Origin of the sequence: Bradyrhizobium sp., assembly GCF_017881085.1 — a bacterium.
Classification (GTDB): Bacteria; Pseudomonadota; Alphaproteobacteria; order Rhizobiales; family Xanthobacteraceae; genus Bradyrhizobium.
Genome location: NZ_JADGRI010000078.1, coordinates 1 through 17,710, shown reverse-complemented (window position 1 = coordinate 17,710; position 17,710 = coordinate 1). Strand labels below are relative to the sequence as shown.

Genomic DNA, 17,710 nt, shown 5'->3' with positions numbered 1-17,710 from the left:
CCGGTCTGCGCGTTGCGGTCTTACCGCCGACGCCGATGTTGCCATTGCCCGACACTGAAATCCCCTCGTTGAAGCCGAAACCACAACGCGCAACAGCCTAGAAAAGTTGCAACGCGTGTCCGATTGTGACGCCCGGCTCGACGTTGCGGTACGCAGGTCTTGGGCCGTCAGGGCGCTTCTTCAACAGAGAAAGGTTAAAAAGCGGCTCTCGTTTCCAAGCCCGCCCCGGCGCCCCAGATGAAAGGTCGCGATCGGCCAGCGCGGGGCTGCCCTCCAGGCCGATGAACCGGCGGGGCATCCGACTGAAGTCATTGGGATTTTTTGGGGATTATTTCGTCCGCCCCGCGGCGACGAAACAATTGTCCGCGCGACGAAACCATTTTTCGCTTTTGGCGCAGAACTCCGGAAACGCCGCATGGTTATCAAGGCGACAACAAGAACGGCGGACAGCGCCGGTGGCGCCAAGCGGAGACAGTCAAATGCGAACCCTCAGCATCATCCTAGCCTTCGCCTTCGTGCTTGCCGCCGCCACAATGGCTGGTTCTGCCGATAGCAGCCTGCCGGGTGTCGGCACCTTCGCCTATACCGGCTCTCCGGCCGTCACTTCAGCTCGGCAGGCCATCCTCGTTGCGGTCCGTTGAGACGGCACTGAGACAGACGCTTCAAGAAAGTTGCCGGTAAGGCCATCATGCATTTTCATATCAGTGCCGCAGTCGCTGTCGCGTCGTTCGTCTTGGCCGGTTCGGCACGCGCGCAAGGCGGGCAGATTCCGGTTCAGCAGACCCCGATCCAGCAGGCGCAAGTTCAGCAAATACAATTTCGCTCGCTGCAGAAACTTCCCGATCCGCGCGCCGAATTCGTGCGCCAGTGCGCGCCTCATATGCTCGGGCGATGGGCGCATCCCGAAGCCGTCTGCGCCTGCCTGCACGATCATGCCGCCGCGGCCGTCGAAGACAACGACCTGCGCGAAGCGCTGCTGCGGGGCATCGGCGAAACCGGCGTGCCCACCATCGAGACCGATTGGGTGCCGGCGTCAAAACAATCCGAGATCGGCCCCACCTTCACCAGGATTGCCAAGCCGACGCTGCAATGCATGTTCGAGCCGGCGAAATAGCGCGTTTGGAAACGTCCGGCGCGCGCTCGCGGGCAAAGGGCCGGTGTCGATTGCAATGCCCCCGCAATCGATCATTTCTTTCGCGGAACACATTTCACCGCACGCTGAATCCCGCCTGCGATCATCCTGGCACCGGAAACTTCCTTGATCTGGCCGGCGGGACAGGTGCCATCGTCGACCTTGACGCGCTGGCCCAGTTGCAAATTGACGATGTCCTGTTCCCGCGACACCTGGCCTTCCATGGCCGATGATGGAAGCGGCCAAAGCGCGAAACCGCCAAGCAGCAAAATCGAGAAGATCCTGATGGGCGAGATCGTCATGCCCGGCGCAGCGGATCGTTTCACTTGTTTTGGATCTTCAACCCGTTCGGGCCGACATTGATCTGCAGGCCCTCCGGTTCCTTCTTGGTCTGATAGAGATTGTAGCCGAGCACACCCACCGCGACGATCAGAGCGCCGACGATGAGGTAGAGGATATTGCGGTTGGCGGGCATCCGTGTCTCCATAGGCCGCGAAATCTCGCCGGCCGGATACCCCACTGTATTGGCACGGGTGCGATTCTGAAAGCGACAACGGAAAATTGTGACGGAAATGAACGCCAGCGAAACCAAGCAAAGGATTCTCGACGCCGTCGACGCCAAGTTCGACGCGCAGCTTGCGACGACAATGGATTTTGTCGCGATACCTTCGACCCGCGGCGCCGAAGGGCCGTGCCAGGACATGATCGGCGATCTCCTGCGCCGGCGTGGCTATGAGGTCGACGACTGGCATATCGACGTCGACGATTTGAAGGATTTGCGCGGCTTTGGTCCGATCGAGCACGATTTCTCCAAAGCGCGCTCCGTGGTCGGCACCTATCGTCCCCAAAGCAACAAGGGAAAATCACTGATCCTGCAGGGCCATTGCGACGTGGTACCGACCGGCCCGCTGGAGATGTGGGAGACGCCGCCGTTTTCGCCGGTGATCAAGGACGGCAGGATGTATGGCCGCGGCGCCTGCGACATGAAGTCCGGCACCATCGGCGCGCTTTATGCGCTCGATGCAATCCGGGCCGCAGGCGTGAAGCCAACCGGGCGGATTCACTTCCAGTCCGTGATCGAGGAGGAGAGCACCGGCCTCGGTGCGCTCTCTACCCTGCAGCGCGGCTACCGCGCCGACGCCTGTTTCGTCCCCGAACCGACCGGCGGCAAGATGGTGCGCTCCCAGGTCGGCGTGATCTGGTTCCGCCTCAAAGTGCGCGGCCATCCCGTGCACGTGTTCGAGGCGGGCGCGGGCTCCAACGCGATCACCGCGGCCTATCACCTGATCCAGTCGCTGGAAAAACTCGAGGCCGAATGGAACGCACGCGCCAGCAGCGACCCCCATTTCAAGGCGGTGACGCACCCGATCAATTTCAATCCCGGCATCATCAAGGGCGGCGACTGGGCTTCCAGCGTGCCGGCTTGGTGCGACGTCGATTGCCGTATCGCGATATTGCCGGGCTGGTCGGTGGCCAACTGCCAGGCCGAAATCCTCAGCCATGTTTCCGCGGCGGCGCGCGATCACCGCTTCCTGTCCAACAATCCGCCTGATGTGGAATGGTCGGGATTTCTTTCGGAAGGCTATGAGCTGAAGGATTCGGCGGAAGCGGAAGCAGCCTTCGGCAAGGCCTTCAACGCGGTCTATGGAGGTTCCGTGCAGGACCTTGTCTTCACCGCGCTCACGGATACTCGATTCTATGGGCTGAACTACAACATCCCGAGCCTGTGCTTCGGCGCCAGCGGTGCGGCGATGCACGGTTTCAATGAATATGTCGATCTCGACTCGTTGCGGAAGTCGACCAAGGCCACCGCGCTGTTCATCGCGGAATGGTGCGGCGTGGAGAAGGCGTAGTTGCTTTCTTCGTCAGCCTTCGAGGCTTGCTGCGCTCGCAGCTCAGGAGGACGGTGCCGGCCACAGCGCCGCGACAATTGCGTCCAGGCCATCGGTCAGCGCGGCGGCGCCGGGCTGCAGGATCAGCGGCGATTTGATTTCGATGATGCGGTCGTTGCACACGGCTGGAAGGAAACTGGCGCATGGCGAATTGTGGACCCGATGTCATCGTGACATTACCCCGGACGTCATTGCCTGATTTGACGCGGCATTCCATGTTCTTAAGGGCAACGACGTGAAGAAAACCGGGGAGGACGCATGACGCCGCTCGAAAAAGTGAATTCCATGAAGATGCCTTTCGCCGAATTGAAGGGGGTCACCTTCACCGAAGCGGAACGGGATCGCGTGGTGGCGCGGATGCTGGTTCGGCCGGATCTTTGCACCCTCGGCCATACCATTCACGGCGGCGCGATCATGGCCTTTGCGGATTCGGTCGGCGCCGCCGCCACCGTGGTCAATCTGCCCGAGGACGCCAAGGGTACCACCACCATTGAGAGCAAGACCAATTTCATCGGCGGCGCGAGGGAGGGAACGACGCTGGTCGCGACCGCGACTCCGGTGCACCGCGGCCGCCGCACCCAGGTCTGGCAGACGCGGCTGGAGACCGAGGATGGCAAACTCGTGGCAGTGGTGACCCAGACCCAGATGGTGCTCGTATGAATACGGGTGTCCGATTTCGTTAACCATTCGGTCGCGACATTCTGCCGTTATTTCAGGCGGGATGCGCTCTTGAATTCCATGTTGCGATGCACAATATTCGTGATCTAGGGATTCGACGCCTCCTCGAGGGCCATCCAAGAGGAGTTTTGCCGTGCTACACGAAGACAATACCCGTTCCAGGTTCGCCAGCGGCTACGTCCGGACGCTATCTCAGCGAGAAGAACTTCCGTTACTGCGCGACCATCTGCTGCGGCTCGATCCGGAGAGCCGCCATGACCGCTTCAACGGCTTCATGGATGACGGCTTCATCGAGCGCTACGCCGCGAAATGCGCCGATGATGGCACCATCATCGTCGCCTATGTCGAGGACGGCGTGGTGCGCGGTGCCGCGGAACTGCATCCGCCGGATCAATCCCCGGACGCGTTGCCGGAGATCGCTTTCTCCGTGGAGGCGTCCGTGCGCCGGCAGGGCGTCGGCATCATCCTGTTCAAGCGGCTGATTTCGGAAGCACGATGGAAGGGCTATCCGGCGCTGCGGATCACCACCGGTGCGCAGAATCAGGCTATGCGGGCGCTCGCCAATAAGTTCGGCGCGCACCTGACGTTCCGCCACGGCGAATCCACCGGCACCATCGATCTGAAGCCGCAACCGCAGATCGAACTTGCAAAGCTCGCGATCGCAACGCCGACCGAGGCGACGCGCGCCATGGTCCAGTTCAACCGCGTCTACTGGAAGGCTTTGCTGGGAATGGTTGGCTGGGGCCGGACGGCCTGATTAACGGCGTTACAAACAGCAATTCGCCGGCCTTTGGGCCGGCGAATAAATGCAACGGTGTAGCGCGCTTAAGTCCCGGTGCGCTTGTCGTTGCCGAACCGCCTGACCGCGCGACGTTCGACCACCACCGAACGCTGCGCGCCCTGTTCGCCGGCGATCACGCGGGTGGTTGAACGCGCCGTCGTGCGCGCGACCTTCTTCACTTCGGCCAGCACGGATTCGATCGGCAGCCCCATCAGCGAAGCGGCGATTTCAGCCTGCGCTTTCTGGTCATCGGTAATGCCGACCGCGGCAAAAATCGCTTCATCCAGCGTCGGCGGATCGCGCCGGACACGGCGCGTTCCGTACTTGGTTTTCCAGTCTTCGCTCATCGGGGCCTCGCAATTGGTCCGCAGTACGTAGGACCCCTCATGTTGCATTGCAATATGTAATTGGTGTGGCAATCCAGCTATGCACCAGAGGCTTTGCCTTTGCCGCGTTGTCATACGCGCGTCACTACTATCATTTGAGCCGCCGCGATTTCCGATTGCCACGGTTCAAGAAGCTGAATCGCCGGCGCCGGCAAGATCAATCGGCTGCTGCGGCCAGCGCTTGAGCGCGGCATGTCCGGCGTCGGTCAGGACATAGACGCCGCGCTCGGCGCGGTCGAACCAGCCATAGACATTGTGTAGCAGAATTTTCGGGGCGTCGGGAATCTCCGGCTTGAGATCGCGCACGCGCCGCGGCCCCTGCGACAGCGCGGAGGCGCAGGCCAAAGCCTGCTGGCGATAGGCCGTCATGATCGGCGCGCGGGTGCTGCCGCCGAGCGCTGGATCGCCCTTGCGGCGCCGATGTTCGGCAACCAGACGGGAGCGCTTCTTCGGATCGCGGCGCGGGCTGGCCGTCGGCGGCTTGACTATTACCTCCACGTCCCCGGTGTTGGTGACCGCCAGCATGCCGAAGCCGAGCCGGCGGCAGAGATTGCGATAGCGGGCGTCACTTTCGCGTCCCTTGCCGCGGGCGGACAGTTTGGCGGCGAGCCAGACCTCATCGCAGGCGCCGGCGCGATCGACCGCCTGCAGCACCAGCTCGAGATTGAACGAGAGCTTCAATTCGCCGATCACCACGATCGGGGGATCGCCGCCGCTCAACGCCACGAGGTCGCACCCTCCGACCTCGCCCTTGACGGCGAAACCGAGGCTTTCGAGGAAGCGTTTGACGGGCAGATAAAGCTCGGTTTCCAAGAGGGCTCCAGTACCGCCTGTGCGACTCAATGCCGCCAGTTTAGCCCGGATCGCGGAAACCACGGACCCCGGGATTTGGTCAAACGACACTGGTCCGGCTATTGTGGGTCCGGGACCGGACGGGCGGCAGGCGGAACAGGAACGGGCTTCTAACACATCACCGTGCAGATGCTTGACGGCATCGAGGGCGGCAATCAGGGCGTCATGGTATTGCGCGATGGTACCATGGGCGGGGCGAGTCGTTCTTTTTTGCCTACGGGTCCTGTGCGCCCGTGAACGGCAAATGGAAGGGGAAGTGACCGACCAGGAACCTTCGCCGACATTCGGGGCGCGGCCGGTCGGGAAACGCAAGATGGTGACCACCGGATTTGCCGGGACCCATACCGGTGAAACAGCGGAAGGCGACGGCATCGCGCTCGCCGGCAAACAGAGCATTCGATTTAAGTCGAAGCCGCGTTTGCCGATTCCGGACTGAAGGGAACGGCGCGCACGTCCGACAGATGGCGGCCGATTGTATGGGTTGCAGGCCAGGAAGGCCGGAGCGACGATGCTTAAAGGACTCTACAAGGTGGAAATGTATACGGTGCACGGTTCGCGCCGTGGCGTCATCTATGCCTATGATGGAAAGATGATGGGCGGCAATTCGGCGTTCGCGTTCATCGGCACCTACCGGGAATCCGAAGGCGGCGAGGTGTCGGTGGACATCTCGACGATGCGGCACAACGACGATCCGAGTTTCCAGCCGCTGCTGAAGGCCGACAAGGTCACGCTCTCGCTCAAAGGCCGCCAGCAGGGCGAGCAATATTTTTTCGAGGGCGGCACCACGCAAATGCCAAGCATTGCCTTTAACTCGGTGATGACCCCGATCAGCGAAGCGGCGGCGCCGCCCGCACCGAAGGCCAGTGAAGGCGGCATCAGGAACGGCCTCTATTCCATACATATCCGGATGCTTGACGGCATCGATGGCGGCAATACCGGCGTCATGGTGTTGCACGACGGCCGAATCCGTGGCGGCGATGCGTTCTTTGATTATGTCGGCGCCTACACCAGTGCGAACGGCAGATGGAAGGGCGAACTGGTCAATCACGAGCACACCCCAAGCCAGGGCGAACGGCCGGTGTTCGGCGGCTACGAAGTCGGCATCGGTTTTTCCGGCACCTATACCGATGAGGGAGCGGTCGCGGAAGCAACCGCCCTGGTCGGCAAGCGCAGCATTCGCTTCAGCGCGGTGTTGAGGAAGTTGGCAGAGGCGTGAGGTTCAATCTCGTTCTTTTCACTACACGCGCCCGCTCACCGGGAGCAGCGCGCCGGTGACGGCGCTGGCGGCATCGCTGGCGAGAAACAGGATCACGTCCGCCAGCTCTTGCGGCGTCACCCATTTGGCGAAATCGGCCCGCGGCATGCTGGCGCGATTGGCCGGGGTGTCGATGGTCGAGGGCAGCACGGCGTTGACGGTGATCCTGCCTTTCCACTCGGCCGCCAACGCCTCGGTGAGCCGGTGCACGCCGGCCTTGGAGGCGGCGTAGGCGCCCATGCCGGAGCCCGCCTGCAGCGCGGCCATCGCACCGACATTGACAATCCGCCCCGCGCCGGATGCTACCAGATGCGGGATCGCCGACCGCGATGCGTTCAGCGCCGTGAGGACGTTGAGGGCATACATGCGTTGCCAGGTTTGGGAGTCGCCGTCGGCCACCGTCTCGAAGGCGAAGCCGCCGGCGATATTGACCAACGCGTCGAGCCTGCCGAAATGTGCCGCGGCCGCATCGATGGCTCTGTTGGCCGAGATCGCGTCGGAAAGGTCGACGCCGCCAAGCTCAATCCGCTTCTCCGTCGCTGGGAGTTGGGAGGTCGCATGATCCACCCCGGCGACGCGGGCGCCCCGCGCGGTTGCGGTTTCCGCGACCACCTTGCCAAGCGCCCCCGACGCGCCGGTGATCACAACGACTTTTCCGTCCATGGGAAGCTCCGGGCGAGGGGAGAGGGACCCCACACTACCGCCACGGCAAATTCATTTGCAATGCTGCACGTTTTGCGCCCAATGGCGGTTTCAAGAGGACCGCCCCGCGACCTGATATTTTGGGGGTTCAAATGGCTGATGCACCGCGGCCTTGCAGCACCTCGATCTCGTCGGTCTCAAATATCCGCTTTCGCACTTGGCGCAGAGGGCGCGCTCGGTGCGACGGCCTAGATCCCCCGCATCGGCAAATCCCGGCCATTAGCTAAAATTTGTCGGAGTTCTGTAAGCGGATTGCAGGCCAATCCGGCTACGCTGGCGTTCTAGTCCAATGAGGGTTGGAAGACGTCATGGGTTATTTACCTGATCACGGTTTGCCGCTGGTTCAGCTCAAGGAACAGCGGCGGGATTTGATAGTCGCGCTGCAAAACCGCAACGGCCCGATCAGCAGCTGGGAACTGCTGCAGATCGCCGCGGTTCAGCAGGCGATTTCGGCATTCGAGGACGTCATCGCCGACCTTGATGCGGAATTGGAAGCGGCGGCATAACGCCACTTCTTTCTACGGCCAGCCTTGGCCGGCGGGGGACCTCAGGGTTCCAAATACCGGGCCTCGAGCGCCGCACGCTCTTCTGCACCGAGGCCGAGGCCGTCTCTGAAATAGCTTTCGAGGTTGCCGTAATCGGCGCTGATGGCCTCGAACGCGGCGGCCAGGAAGGAACCTCGCACCGATCCGAGCACCTGCTTGACGTCGTCGGGCAGGTCACTCGAGGCGCCGGGATCGCGGCGGTAGAAGCGGTTGGTCAGCAGGTAATCCTCGGCGATCATCTCTTCCGCCACGCCGAGCGCATGCAGGATCAGTGCGCAGGCGAAACCGGTGCGGTCCTTGCCGGCGGTGCAATGAACGACCAGCGGCGCGCGGTCTTCAAGCAGATGCGCAAAAAGTGCGCGGAAGCTCGGCGTGTTGTAACGCACATAGTTGCGATAGGAATCGCGCATCACCTCCAGCGCGTCGGCCGACGACAGCACGGCGCCGTCGGCGAGGCGTGCCCGCAGCGCCGCGACCACGGTCGGCTCGATCGGCAGCGAATGAACCGCGATCTCCGCTAACCCGCACGTCGCCGCCACGCGCTCCTCAGTGCCGCGAAGATCGAACGCACTCTTCAGCCCGAGCGGCCGCAGCACTTCGATGTCGTCCTCGGTAAGGTGTCCGAGATGGTTGGAACGGAAGATCTGCCGCCAGCGCACGATACGGCCATCTGTTCCGGGATAGCCGCCGAGATCGCGGAAATTGCTGGCTCCGGAGAGGTTGAGATGGCGGGCAGGGGTATCTGACATCGGCGCAGTCTAAGCCATCATCCGCGGCGGAGAAATGACCGGCAAGGCATATCGCGCGGTTTGGGCTGGTCTATACTCATGAATTAGGGGGCGAATATGAATTGGCGAAAGCATTCAAATCTTGCAATTCCTGGTGCAATATTGTTGCTCGCGGCGGCCGGCTCATCGCCGGCAATGGCGCAGACCTTCCAGAATTATCGCTACGCCGACGGCGCTCAATTCATCGTCGGATTTTTTGAATACGACAAGCGCGCCCATCTGCAGATCGATGGCAAGGCAGTGACGCTTGCCAGGCGCTTTGCCCTGTCCGGTGCGCGTTATTCGGGAAGCGGCGTCACGTTGAAAATCACCAAGACCGGCACCACGGTCAAACGCGCCAGGCGGCCGGTGACGGCGTGCGAACTTGGCTAAGGAGCCCGGCTGAAGAAAATTTGGACAAAGAAGGCCTGCTAAAGAATAAGGGCCGGAACGATTTCGTCCCGACCCTTTCAACCCACTCGATATCGCGGCGTAGACGGGCAGCGTATCGGTATCCGGCTTGCGACTGGCATCAACGCTCCCATGCCGGCTTGGACTCCTGGATCGCCGCTTCGTGATACCAGCTGCCGCTGCAGACCGCTTCGTTCACCCGCGACGAAGCCTGCTCGATTGCCGATTCTGGCTCGTCATAGCGACGCCCACCGAGAGCCGCGCGGCCCCCGGCCGGGAATTGATAGATCTTGGCCGATCCGTGGTTCAAACTCGAATTCATCGTCTCATCTCTCCTTTTGTCGATGCACTGGGTGCAAGTTGTGCCGGTTGGCTCCCGAACGGTTGCCGCACATCGACCATGCTGCGCCCGACTCGTTCTCGGCGGGTTACCGAATCCGATATCGTCCCTGCACGCCGCTGGTGCAACCTGATCAAGGGAAAGTCATTTTGTGTACAAATAATGGGCATTTCCCGATTTTGCTTCCGGGGCGGCAGGTCTCGGCTGGCTAACGCCTGAACCGTCGGCAAGGTTGCGGGAGCGGCCGGCTATCCGGCCGAAGGCTGCCGGTCTGTGGCGCTGCTTTAATCGCAACGAGGCGACAGGCCACTGGATGCCGCAGAATCGAGCGCCGTTTGGGCCTCAATCGTGCCGTGCCTGTGCCTGCGCGAACGTACCCCGCGCGCCTTTGCCGCACCCAAAATCTGAGTCCCGGCGACAAAGCTGAGGGCTACCCCACCACCGACCCCGGTGCCGCAGTGCGGCAATTTGGCACTCTTATTGCTTGGTAGGAAGCGGCCGATTGTGGCCGGGTACGCATGTGGTGACCAACAGCCTTCGGTTCCCCACCTTCATCAACTCATGAGAGGCTCAATGACCAAGTACAAGCTCGAGTATATATGGCTCGACGGATACTCGCCGACGCCGAATTTGCGCGGCAAAACGCAGATCAAGGAATTCGATGTATTTCCGACGCTCGAACAGCTTCCGTTGTGGGGATTCGATGGAAGCTCGACCATGCAGGCCGAAGGCCATAGCTCCGACTGCGTGCTGAAGCCGGTCGCGGTTTATCCGGACGGCGCGCGCACCAATGGCGCGCTGGTGATGTGCGAAGTCATGATGCCCGATGGCAAGACCCCGCACGCCACCAACAAGCGCGCCACCATTCTCGACGATCCCGGCGCATGGTTCGGCTTCGAGCAGGAATATTTCTTCTACAAGGACGGCCGTCCGCTCGGCTTCCCGGCCAGCGGCTATCCCGCGCCGCAGGGCCCGTATTACACCGGCGTCGGCTACAAGAACGTCGGCGACGTCGCTCGCAAGATGGTGGAAGAACATCTCGACCTCTGTCTCGCCGCTGGCATCAACCACGAAGGCATCAACGCCGAAGTGGCGAAGGGCCAGTGGGAATTCCAGATCTTCGGCAAGGGCTCCAAGAAGGCCGCTGACGAGATGTGGATGGCTCGCTACCTGATGCTGCGCCTGACCGAAAAGTACGGCGTCGATATCGAATTCCACTGCAAGCCGCTCGGCGACACCGACTGGAACGGCTCCGGCATGCATGCCAACTTCTCCACCACCTATATGCGCGAAGTCGGCGGCAAGGAGTACTTCGAGAAGCTCATGGAGGCGTTCAAGGCCAACCGCGCCGACCACATCGCTGTTTATGGACCGGACAACCACATGCGCCTGACCGGCAAGCACGAGACCGCCTCGATCGATACCTTCAGTTACGGTATCGCGGACCGCGGCGCCTCGATCCGCGTGCCCCACAGCTTCGCCAATAGCGGCTACAAAGGCTATCTGGAAGATCGCCGCCCGAACTCGCAGGGCGACCCCTACCAGATCGCTTCGCAGATCCTGAAGACGATCTCGTCGGTGCCGACCTCCGCCAAGGCGGCCGCGGCCTAAGACGAAAGGACATAGGGGCCCGGACCGGGGGCGGTCCGGGCCGCAACCTGATCCGTCAAAGCGCCGGTCGCTTTGGCGGATCGTTGCGTTTTGGCGTTCACCATCAGCTGTATGCCGCTTCCCTCCCACGGCACGGTTTCCGGCTTCACCTCCGGCGCGCCGGGCTGCTAGAAGCGGTCCCGGCTTGCGGAGTGACTTAGAGCCGCGACGAGGGAGTTGAGATGGAAGACGTCGTTCGCGTGCTTTCGACGCTCGCGCTGATGGGAGCGGTGCGCGGCCTGGCAGGACGATATTGGGCCGCGGGCGGCGCGCGCATCGACGCCGATTTCGCGCCAACGCTGGGGCTGTTGGATCGACTGCGCGGCGGTGAGGCGGCCGACGTCGTCATATTGACCAGGCAGGCGCTCGACGATCTCGCCACGCAAGGAAGCGTGGTATCGCGGCAAGCTGCGTTGATCTCGCGCGTTCCTTTGTCGGCATCGCGGTCAAGGCCGGCGCCGCCCATCCCGACATCGCAACCGAGTCCGCACTGCGCGCGACGCTGCTCGGAGCGCGTTCGATCGCCTATTCACGCATCGGCGCCAGCGGCATCTTCTTCGCGCAGCTGATCGAGCGACTGGGAATCGCCTCCGAGGTGAATGCGCGCGCGAGGATCATCCCGTCGGGCTTGACCGCAGCCTTGCTGGTCAGCGGCGAGGCCGATCTGGCGGTGCAGCAGATCAGCGAGTTGAAGCAGGTGGCGGGTGTCGAAGTGGTCGGGCCGATCCCGCGCGAACTGCAGACAGCCGCGGTGTTTTCCGCCGGCCGCTGGGCGGCGTCGTTGAAGCCCGCGCAAGCCGACGCGCTGTTAAGATATCTTGCTTCGCCGGAGGTCGCCCCGGTACTGCGGGAGTCCGGGCTCGAGCCTTGAATCCGCCTGTTCTCCGAAGCTAACCTGCCGCCATCAATTGGTGGATCATGATGAAACCGTCCCGCGCGCTATCTAAGGCTGTAGCAGGCCGAATTGTCCTTTCGGCGATAGCGATCGCGGCGTCCGCATGGTTGGCCCGTCCGTGTCAGCTAAGGGCGCAGTCGGCCGATCTCGTGCTGTGCGACCGCGTCGCTGCCGACCCCGCCGATCCCGACAAGCCGGTCGACGTCAAGGGCACGCCCGATGTGGCGCCGTCGGACGTCGCGACCGCGATCAAGTTCTGCAGGATCGCGTCAGGCTCCTCGCGCCGCGGGCTTTATCAACTGGGCCGCGCCTACGCCGCCAACCGGCAGTTGCCGGAAGCAATTGCGGCCTGGCGGAAGGCGGCCGAGAAGGGCTCGACCTCAGCGATGGTCGAACTCGGCGTGCTCTACGGTACCGGCTCGGGCGTCGCCAGGGACGAAGCGCAGGCGCGAAAACTGTTCGAGCGTGCGGCACAGGCCGGCAATCCCCGCGGCGTCAGTAATCTCGCGGCACTCGGCGGTGGCGGCGGTTCGGCGGCGGATCCTGCGCGCGCACGGGAGCTGTTGGCGAAGGCCGCCGAAACCAATGCGGAGGCGCAATATCAACTCGGGCTGATGCTGGCGAACGGCACCGGCGGGCCAAAGGACGATACCGCCGCGCGAAACCTGTTCGAGAAGGCGGCCGCGCAGAATCATCCCGGTGCACTGGCGCAGATGGGCGCGTTCACCCAGGAAGGCCGCGGCGGCCCGAAGGATTCCGATGCCGCCAAGGCCTATTACCAGCGCGCCGCAGCGCTCGGCGATGAAGACGCCAAGCAGGCATTGAAGCGCATGGAATGCCCGCTCGTGATCAAGGACAAGCGCGGAAACCTCGTCACGAATCTTTGCTTTTAGCCGACGTTTGTCCCGTGCCGGGTCAGCGCGGTGGTGACGACATGGCAGCCCCCCGGCACCCACCTTGATGGATATCAACCCTGCGGGGGGCCGGCCATGCTACACGGGCGGCAGAAACGCTAGCCGCCTGGAGCATCGGATGAAACTACGTGGATATATTGTTGCCCTGCTGATGGTTGGCTCGTTGGAACCGCCGGCCATTGCGCAGTCCGGCCAGTCCAATCTGAGTGCATCGCCGACCAACGAGCAATATGTCCCGCGGCTCGGCGACATCATGAACGGGGTGCAGACGCGGCACATCAAGCTGTGGTTCGCCGGCAAGGCCCAGAACTGGGAACTCGCGACGTATGAACTTCGCCAGCTCAAGGCAGGCCTGTTGGAGGCGGCGGTGCTGTATGAGGGTATTCCCGTCAGCAACGTCACGACGATGACGAAGCCGGTGCAGTCGATTTCCGACGCCATCGACGCCAGGGACTTCAAGCGCTTCGCGAAAGCGGTCGGCGAATTGACCGACGGCTGCAATTCCTGTCATCAAACGATGCAACGTGGATTCGTTGCCATCCAGGTGCCGACGACGTCGCCGTTCAGCGATCAGTCGTTCGCGCCGCCGCAGAAGAAGCCGTAGAGCCCGCCGCTTCCGGGCGCGCGGCCGGCAAGGAGGCCGTCATGATGCTTCGCCAGTCCGCCCTCCTGACGTTGATGTTGTCCGTTGCCTTCGTGTCCGGCGCGCAGGGCCAGACGCCCAACAGCGACCTGGTCGTGGCGGGGCGCAGCTTCGCTCAACGCGTCTGCGGCGCGTGTCATGTCGTGACGCCGCAGTCGAAGGCATTGCCGCTGCTGTCGCCGCCCGGGCCGAGTTTTGCGGCACTGGCGCAGCGGCCGTTGTTGACGGAACAGGCGCTGCGGGAATTTCTCGCCTCGAACCACGGCACCATGGGGCCGCACGAGGCGATGCCAAATCCGCGCCTTGTGGATTATCAGATCGACGAGATCGTCGCGTTCATGATGTCGCTGAAGGTGGGGAAATAGCGGCAGGGCTCGTGCAAGGCGGAACGCGAGCGGGGCGATCGCGGTTATTGCGACGCATACGCTGAAGGAGGCGCTGTTCCATGATCCGAAAATTGCGATCGGGCGAGTACCGGCTCTATTCCCGGAAAGTGAATCCGAAAACCGGCAAGCGCCGCAATCTGGGCACCTTCAAGTCGCGTGCCGCCGCCGAAAAGCACGAGCGTGACGTGCAGTATTTCAAGCGGCACTAGGACCTTTTCCGTTTCGATGGAATCGAAACGGAGCCGTTCGAATACACACCGGCTACGCGGCCCTGACCTCAGAGAGGAAGCGATTGACCTGCGCGGCGAGATCGCCCGATTGGGACGACAGCTGGGCTGCGGCGCCCAGCACCTGATTGGCGGCGGAGCCGGTGTGGTTGGCCGCCTGCTGGACGCCGGAAATATTCGAGTTGACTTCCTGCGTGCCCCGCGCGGCTTCCTGGACGCTGCGGGAAATCTCCTTGGTCGCCGATCCCTGTTGTTCGATGGCGGATGCGATCGCAACGCCGATCTGATCGATCTCGGCGATCACGTCGGCCACGTTCCTGATCGCCGTTACCGTCTCGTCGCTGGCGGTCTGGATGGCCGCGATCTGTTCCGATATTTCGGTCGTGGCCTTCGCTGTCTGGCCGGCCAGGGATTTGACCTCGGATGCCACGACGGCAAAACCCCGTCCGGCGTCTCCGGCACGCGCCGCCTCGATGGTCGCGTTGAGCGCGAGCAAATTGGTCTGCGCGGCGATGCTCTGGATCAAGGTAACGACGTCGCCGATCTTCTGTGCACCGTCGGCCAGCGAGCGCGCGGTATCGCCGGTGCGACGGGCATTCTCGACGGCGCGCGCCGCGATCTCGGCAGATTGGGCGACCTGGCGGCCGATTTCCGTAATCGAGGATGTCAGCTCTTCCGTGGCGCTGGCGACCGTCTGCACGTTGGTCGAGGTCTGTTCGGAGGCGGCGGCGACGATCGCGGCCTGGCGGTTGGTGTCCGCCGCGGTCGAGGTCATCGACTGGGCGGTATCTTCCATCTTGGCCGAGGCCGACGACAGTCCGCCGACCAGTTCGCTCACCTTCGCCTCGAAGGCGCGGGTGAGGTCGTCGAGCACGCGCGCGCGCCGCATCTTGACGTCATTCTCCGCTTCCTTCTCGGCGGCCAGACGATCCGCCGCGATCATATTATTCTTGAAGACCCCGACGGCAGCCGCCATCGCGCCGATCTCGTCGCTGCGCTCGGTGCCCGGGATTTCGCTGGAAACGTCGCCGCCGGCGAGACGCGACATCGAGGCGGTGAGGTCGAGGATCGGCCGGCAAATGCGGCGGCGGACCATCACCACCATGGCGGCGCTCGCAATGGCAACCGCGGCGAGGCCTGCGAGCGCGATCATGAAGCTGAGGCGCGCTGCCGAATAGGCTGCTCCAAGGATTTGTTCGGCGTTGTCATAGAAGGCGTCGCGCACCTCGACGACCGAGGCCAGGCCGCGCTGCGACTCCACGAAGAAGGCGTCGGCGTCGTGCTCGTATTGGCCGCTGACGGCGCCGTCCTTCACCATCTTCAGCTCCTTGCCGAACCGCTCGACATAGGCTTCGTTCATGCCGTTGAGCGCCGCCGCGACGTTGGCGGGCGTCGCCGGATTGCCGCGCAATTCCTGGAGCGAGGAGAGGATCTGGTCGGTGCGCCCCTGTACACGGCTCAAATCCATCTTTTCGGCATCGGTGGCCGCGCGTTTGGCGCCGACCAGGTTCTTGTGAAGGCTGGCATTGAGACCGCCGATGTCGCGCAGGGTCCAGGCGATGTTGGCGAAGCTTGCCTGGCGGTAGGCGTCGCCGTCGAGCTGGGCCATCTTGCGGACCTGCTCGTCGAGCAGCGCGGTGACCGCGGTGTTGAACGCCGAGTTGTCGGCGACGATCTTCTTGGCCGCATCGCGGCGGGCGTCGACCGGACCCGCGATGGCCTTGTCGATGGACTCGCGCAACGCGGAGAATTTCGTATTCAAGGCGTCGATCGCGCTTCCCACCGCGGCGCCGTCATCGAGCGCACCGGGCAGGGTGCTCTTGATCTGGTTCATCTTGTTGCGCGCGCCGTCGGTCTGCTTGCGGTACTTGTCGTTGAGTTCCGCAAGCTGCTTCGGATCGACGGCCGGCGGTCCGAACAGGATGTTGGTGGAAAAGCCGCGCTCGGGATTGATATAGCGGGGAAGGTCGCCCACGGCCCGGACGATCTCCAGCCTGGCTTGCGCGACCGAAACGCGGTCCATCATCTGGTATTTCGTGACCGCGACATAGGCCGCAAGCCCTCCGCCGACCGCTGAAAGCGAGACGATGGCGGCGGTCAGCAGGGTATCGATTTTCATGGGTTTTGAGCCGTTCACGATGGTCAGGAATGGGGCCTTCACCGTAAATTGCCGGTCTTAATCCCGGGTTTACGTTGCTGGGGCGGACTGGCGCGGCCGGCCACGATCTCCGGATTGCCAGGCCGATACCGGCTCTCTCATTTCACGTTGTAGGTGGCGGCTGGTCGGTCATGGTGGCCCCCGTTTGATTGGACTCCTCTGGTCGTTCGGCGGCGGCCTAAGTTCGGGGCCGCAAGGCGGATCGGGGCTGCGCGCGGTGCTCCCTGTGCTATGATCCGGCCCGTGGCCAACCGCATTCTCGTGTTCTACGGCTCCTACCGCTCGGACCGCATGGGCATCCGCCTGGCGCAGTTCGTCGTCGACGGACTGCGCGGCCGCGGCGACGAGGTCGAGCTGATCGACGCTCGCGCGGTCGGCCTGCCGATGCTGGACCGGATGTACAAGGAATATCCGAAAGGGCAGGCGCCCGCCGCATTGGAAAAACTCGCCGGTCAGATCCGTGGCGCCGACGGATTTGTGTTCGTCACCGGCGAATATAATTGGGGCATCCAGCCGGGGCTGAAGAACCTCACCGATCATTTTCTCGAGGAATGGTTCTGGCGTCCCGCCGCCATCGCGTCTTATTCGGCCGGCCGTTTTGCCGGCGCCCGCGCTGCGCTGGCGTGGCACGGCACGCTGTCGGAAATGGGTATGGTGGTGATCTCGAGCGCTATCGCGGTCGGGCCGATCGCGCAGACGCTGTCCGCTGACGGCAAGTCGACCGGCGAGGGCGGCAAGGCGCTCGAGCATGCGTTTCCGCGGTTCGCCGACGATCTCGCGTGGTGGATGGAAGCAGCCAAGGCGCAGCGCGAGCGGAAGAAGCCGCCGTATTGACCGGACCACCCGAGCCCGTTGGCTCGCAATCATGGCAACGCACATCTTCGCGATCCCGCGGCGCGATGCGCCCGAGTCTTGCAAAACCTTCCGCCCCGAAAGAGGGCGTGGGGAATGCCGGGTGCCCAGTGCACCCGCAGCCTCGTGTGCGAAGTGGTAGTTAAAGATGCACACGAGTATTCACAGCGGTCGCACCGGAAATCACCCGGCATCCCCGCACGCAATGGTTTTAACGGTTTCCTTCGCGCTCTCCTCGGCGATC

Annotated in this window: 25 protein-coding genes and 1 pseudogene; 17 read left to right on the top strand and 9 right to left on the bottom strand. The window is 63.1% G+C overall.

All coding sequences use genetic code 11. The annotated features are described in order from the left end of the window. Nucleotides 1-479: 479 nt before the first annotated feature. Both QZ213_RS10130 and QZ213_RS10125 read left to right on the top strand, forming a co-directional pair. The gene (locus QZ213_RS10130; protein ID WP_291685928.1) at nucleotides 480-641 is read left to right on the top strand and encodes a hypothetical protein; all 162 of its coding nucleotides are present in this window, start codon (nucleotides 480-482) and stop codon (nucleotides 639-641) included. A 47-nt stretch (nucleotides 642-688) separates the two neighbouring features. After that, nucleotides 689-1,114 carry a hypothetical protein gene (locus tag QZ213_RS10125; protein ID WP_291685927.1) on the top strand — a complete coding sequence of 142 codons (426 nt, stop codon included), beginning with the start codon at nucleotides 689-691 and terminating at the stop codon, nucleotides 1,112-1,114. Between the two features lie 71 nt (nucleotides 1,115-1,185). On the opposite strand, the gene QZ213_RS10120 is transcribed toward QZ213_RS10125, so the two are convergent. Both QZ213_RS10120 and QZ213_RS10115 read right to left on the bottom strand, forming a co-directional pair. Then, nucleotides 1,186-1,434 carry a DUF6719 family protein gene (locus QZ213_RS10120; protein ID WP_291685926.1) on the bottom strand — a complete coding sequence of 83 codons (249 nt, stop codon included), beginning with the start codon at nucleotides 1,432-1,434 and terminating at the stop codon, nucleotides 1,186-1,188. A gap of 20 nt (nucleotides 1,435-1,454) precedes the next feature. Beyond that, nucleotides 1,455-1,607 (bottom strand): hypothetical protein, encoded by a 153-nt coding sequence (locus tag QZ213_RS10115; RefSeq protein ID WP_291685925.1) that lies wholly within the window; start codon nucleotides 1,605-1,607, stop codon nucleotides 1,455-1,457. 97 nt (nucleotides 1,608-1,704) lie between these two features. On the opposite strand from QZ213_RS10115, the gene QZ213_RS10110 reads away from it, so the two are divergent. Next, nucleotides 1,705-2,985: an ArgE/DapE family deacylase gene (locus QZ213_RS10110; RefSeq protein WP_291685924.1), complete on the top strand. Its 1,281-nt coding sequence runs from the start codon at nucleotides 1,705-1,707 to the stop codon at nucleotides 2,983-2,985. A gap of 42 nt (nucleotides 2,986-3,027) precedes the next feature. Here QZ213_RS10110 and QZ213_RS10105 read toward each other — a convergent pair. Next, nucleotides 3,028-3,162: pseudogene (locus tag QZ213_RS10105) on the bottom strand (cobalamin-binding protein); the annotation flags it as partial. 120 nt (nucleotides 3,163-3,282) lie between these two features. Between QZ213_RS10105 and QZ213_RS10100 the strand changes: the two are divergent. Both QZ213_RS10100 and QZ213_RS10095 read left to right on the top strand, forming a co-directional pair. Then, nucleotides 3,283-3,684 (top strand): PaaI family thioesterase, encoded by a 402-nt coding sequence (locus QZ213_RS10100; RefSeq protein WP_291685923.1) that lies wholly within the window; start codon nucleotides 3,283-3,285, stop codon nucleotides 3,682-3,684. A 151-nt stretch (nucleotides 3,685-3,835) separates the two neighbouring features. Beyond that, nucleotides 3,836-4,459, top strand: a complete 624-nt coding sequence (locus tag QZ213_RS10095) for a GNAT family N-acetyltransferase (RefSeq protein ID WP_291685922.1) — start codon at nucleotides 3,836-3,838, stop codon at nucleotides 4,457-4,459. Nucleotides 4,460-4,527: 68 nt separating this feature from the next. Here the strand turns inward: QZ213_RS10095 and QZ213_RS10090 are convergent, their stop codons facing one another. Together QZ213_RS10090 and QZ213_RS10085 are read right to left on the bottom strand one after the other, a co-directional pair. Continuing rightward, nucleotides 4,528-4,830: a hypothetical protein gene (locus tag QZ213_RS10090; protein WP_291685921.1), complete on the bottom strand. Its 303-nt coding sequence runs from the start codon at nucleotides 4,828-4,830 to the stop codon at nucleotides 4,528-4,530. Between the two features lie 165 nt (nucleotides 4,831-4,995). Continuing rightward, entirely contained in the window at nucleotides 4,996-5,682 is a 687-nt protein-coding gene (locus tag QZ213_RS10085) for a DUF2161 family putative PD-(D/E)XK-type phosphodiesterase (protein ID WP_291685920.1), read from the bottom strand. 295 nt (nucleotides 5,683-5,977) lie between these two features. Between QZ213_RS10085 and QZ213_RS10080 the strand changes: the two genes are divergently transcribed. Then, the gene (locus QZ213_RS10080; RefSeq protein WP_291685919.1) at nucleotides 5,978-6,157 is read left to right on the top strand and encodes a hypothetical protein; all 180 of its coding nucleotides are present in this window, start codon (nucleotides 5,978-5,980) and stop codon (nucleotides 6,155-6,157) included. Between the two features lie 72 nt (nucleotides 6,158-6,229). Further along, nucleotides 6,230-6,937 carry a hypothetical protein gene (locus QZ213_RS10075; RefSeq protein ID WP_291685918.1) on the top strand — a complete coding sequence of 236 codons (708 nt, stop codon included), beginning with the start codon at nucleotides 6,230-6,232 and terminating at the stop codon, nucleotides 6,935-6,937. Between the two features lie 21 nt (nucleotides 6,938-6,958). On the opposite strand, the gene fabG is transcribed toward QZ213_RS10075, so the two are convergent. After that, nucleotides 6,959-7,639, bottom strand: coding sequence for a 3-oxoacyl-ACP reductase FabG (gene fabG, locus QZ213_RS10070; protein WP_291685917.1), 681 nt, complete (start codon nucleotides 7,637-7,639; stop codon nucleotides 6,959-6,961). 335 nt (nucleotides 7,640-7,974) lie between these two features. On the opposite strand from fabG, the gene QZ213_RS10065 reads away from it, so the two are divergent. Beyond that, nucleotides 7,975-8,184 carry a hypothetical protein gene (locus QZ213_RS10065; protein WP_291685916.1) on the top strand — a complete coding sequence of 70 codons (210 nt, stop codon included), beginning with the start codon at nucleotides 7,975-7,977 and terminating at the stop codon, nucleotides 8,182-8,184. A 41-nt stretch (nucleotides 8,185-8,225) separates the two neighbouring features. Here QZ213_RS10065 and QZ213_RS10060 read toward each other — a convergent pair whose 3' ends face one another. Further along, on the bottom strand, nucleotides 8,226-8,972 hold the full coding sequence (locus QZ213_RS10060; protein ID WP_291685915.1) for a tyrosine-protein phosphatase: 747 nt from the start codon (nucleotides 8,970-8,972) through the stop codon (nucleotides 8,226-8,228). Between the two features lie 174 nt (nucleotides 8,973-9,146). Here QZ213_RS10060 and QZ213_RS10055 point away from each other — a divergent pair, with 174 nt between their 5' ends. Continuing rightward, nucleotides 9,147-9,383 carry an MliC family protein gene (locus tag QZ213_RS10055; protein WP_365885056.1) on the top strand — a complete coding sequence of 79 codons (237 nt, stop codon included), beginning with the start codon at nucleotides 9,147-9,149 and terminating at the stop codon, nucleotides 9,381-9,383. 139 nt (nucleotides 9,384-9,522) lie between these two features. On the opposite strand, the gene QZ213_RS10050 is transcribed toward QZ213_RS10055, so the two are convergent. Next, the gene (locus QZ213_RS10050) at nucleotides 9,523-9,723 is read right to left on the bottom strand and encodes a DUF2735 domain-containing protein (protein WP_291685913.1); all 201 of its coding nucleotides are present in this window, start codon (nucleotides 9,721-9,723) and stop codon (nucleotides 9,523-9,525) included. Nucleotides 9,724-10,314: 591 nt separating this feature from the next. Here QZ213_RS10050 and QZ213_RS10045 point away from each other — a divergent pair. From QZ213_RS10045 to QZ213_RS10020, 7 genes are all read left to right on the top strand, one after another. Further along, nucleotides 10,315-11,352, top strand: a complete 1,038-nt coding sequence (locus QZ213_RS10045) for a glutamine synthetase beta-grasp domain-containing protein (protein WP_291685912.1) — start codon at nucleotides 10,315-10,317, stop codon at nucleotides 11,350-11,352. Between the two features lie 221 nt (nucleotides 11,353-11,573). Continuing rightward, nucleotides 11,574-11,960 (top strand): substrate-binding domain-containing protein, encoded by a 387-nt coding sequence (locus tag QZ213_RS27165; RefSeq protein WP_365885055.1) that lies wholly within the window; start codon nucleotides 11,574-11,576, stop codon nucleotides 11,958-11,960. Further along, nucleotides 11,864-12,262, top strand: a complete 399-nt coding sequence (locus QZ213_RS27160) for a substrate-binding domain-containing protein (protein ID WP_365885057.1) — start codon at nucleotides 11,864-11,866, stop codon at nucleotides 12,260-12,262. The genes QZ213_RS27165 and QZ213_RS27160 overlap by 97 nt, the downstream gene beginning before the upstream one ends. A 131-nt stretch (nucleotides 12,263-12,393) precedes the next feature. Beyond that, nucleotides 12,394-13,179, top strand: coding sequence for a tetratricopeptide repeat protein (locus QZ213_RS10035; protein WP_291685911.1), 786 nt, complete (start codon nucleotides 12,394-12,396; stop codon nucleotides 13,177-13,179). A gap of 139 nt (nucleotides 13,180-13,318) precedes the next feature. Continuing rightward, complete coding sequence (locus QZ213_RS10030; protein WP_291685930.1) at nucleotides 13,319-13,804, top strand: hypothetical protein; 486 nt, start codon at nucleotides 13,319-13,321, stop codon at nucleotides 13,802-13,804. Nucleotides 13,805-13,845: 41 nt separating this feature from the next. After that, on the top strand, nucleotides 13,846-14,208 hold the full coding sequence (locus tag QZ213_RS10025; protein ID WP_291685910.1) for a cytochrome c: 363 nt from the start codon (nucleotides 13,846-13,848) through the stop codon (nucleotides 14,206-14,208). Between the two features lie 80 nt (nucleotides 14,209-14,288). Then, nucleotides 14,289-14,438 carry a hypothetical protein gene (locus QZ213_RS10020; protein ID WP_016843021.1) on the top strand — a complete coding sequence of 50 codons (150 nt, stop codon included), beginning with the start codon at nucleotides 14,289-14,291 and terminating at the stop codon, nucleotides 14,436-14,438. Between the two features lie 52 nt (nucleotides 14,439-14,490). Here the strand turns inward: QZ213_RS10020 and QZ213_RS10015 are convergent, their stop codons facing one another. After that, a complete protein-coding gene (locus QZ213_RS10015; RefSeq protein ID WP_291685929.1) occupies nucleotides 14,491-16,575 on the bottom strand; it encodes a HAMP domain-containing methyl-accepting chemotaxis protein in 2,085 nt (694 codons plus the stop codon). 282 nt (nucleotides 16,576-16,857) lie between these two features. Here QZ213_RS10015 and QZ213_RS10010 point away from each other — a divergent pair, with 282 nt between their 5' ends. Beyond that, nucleotides 16,858-17,448 carry an NAD(P)H-dependent oxidoreductase gene (locus QZ213_RS10010; RefSeq protein WP_291685909.1) on the top strand — a complete coding sequence of 197 codons (591 nt, stop codon included), beginning with the start codon at nucleotides 16,858-16,860 and terminating at the stop codon, nucleotides 17,446-17,448. Nucleotides 17,449-17,710 lie beyond the last annotated feature (262 nt).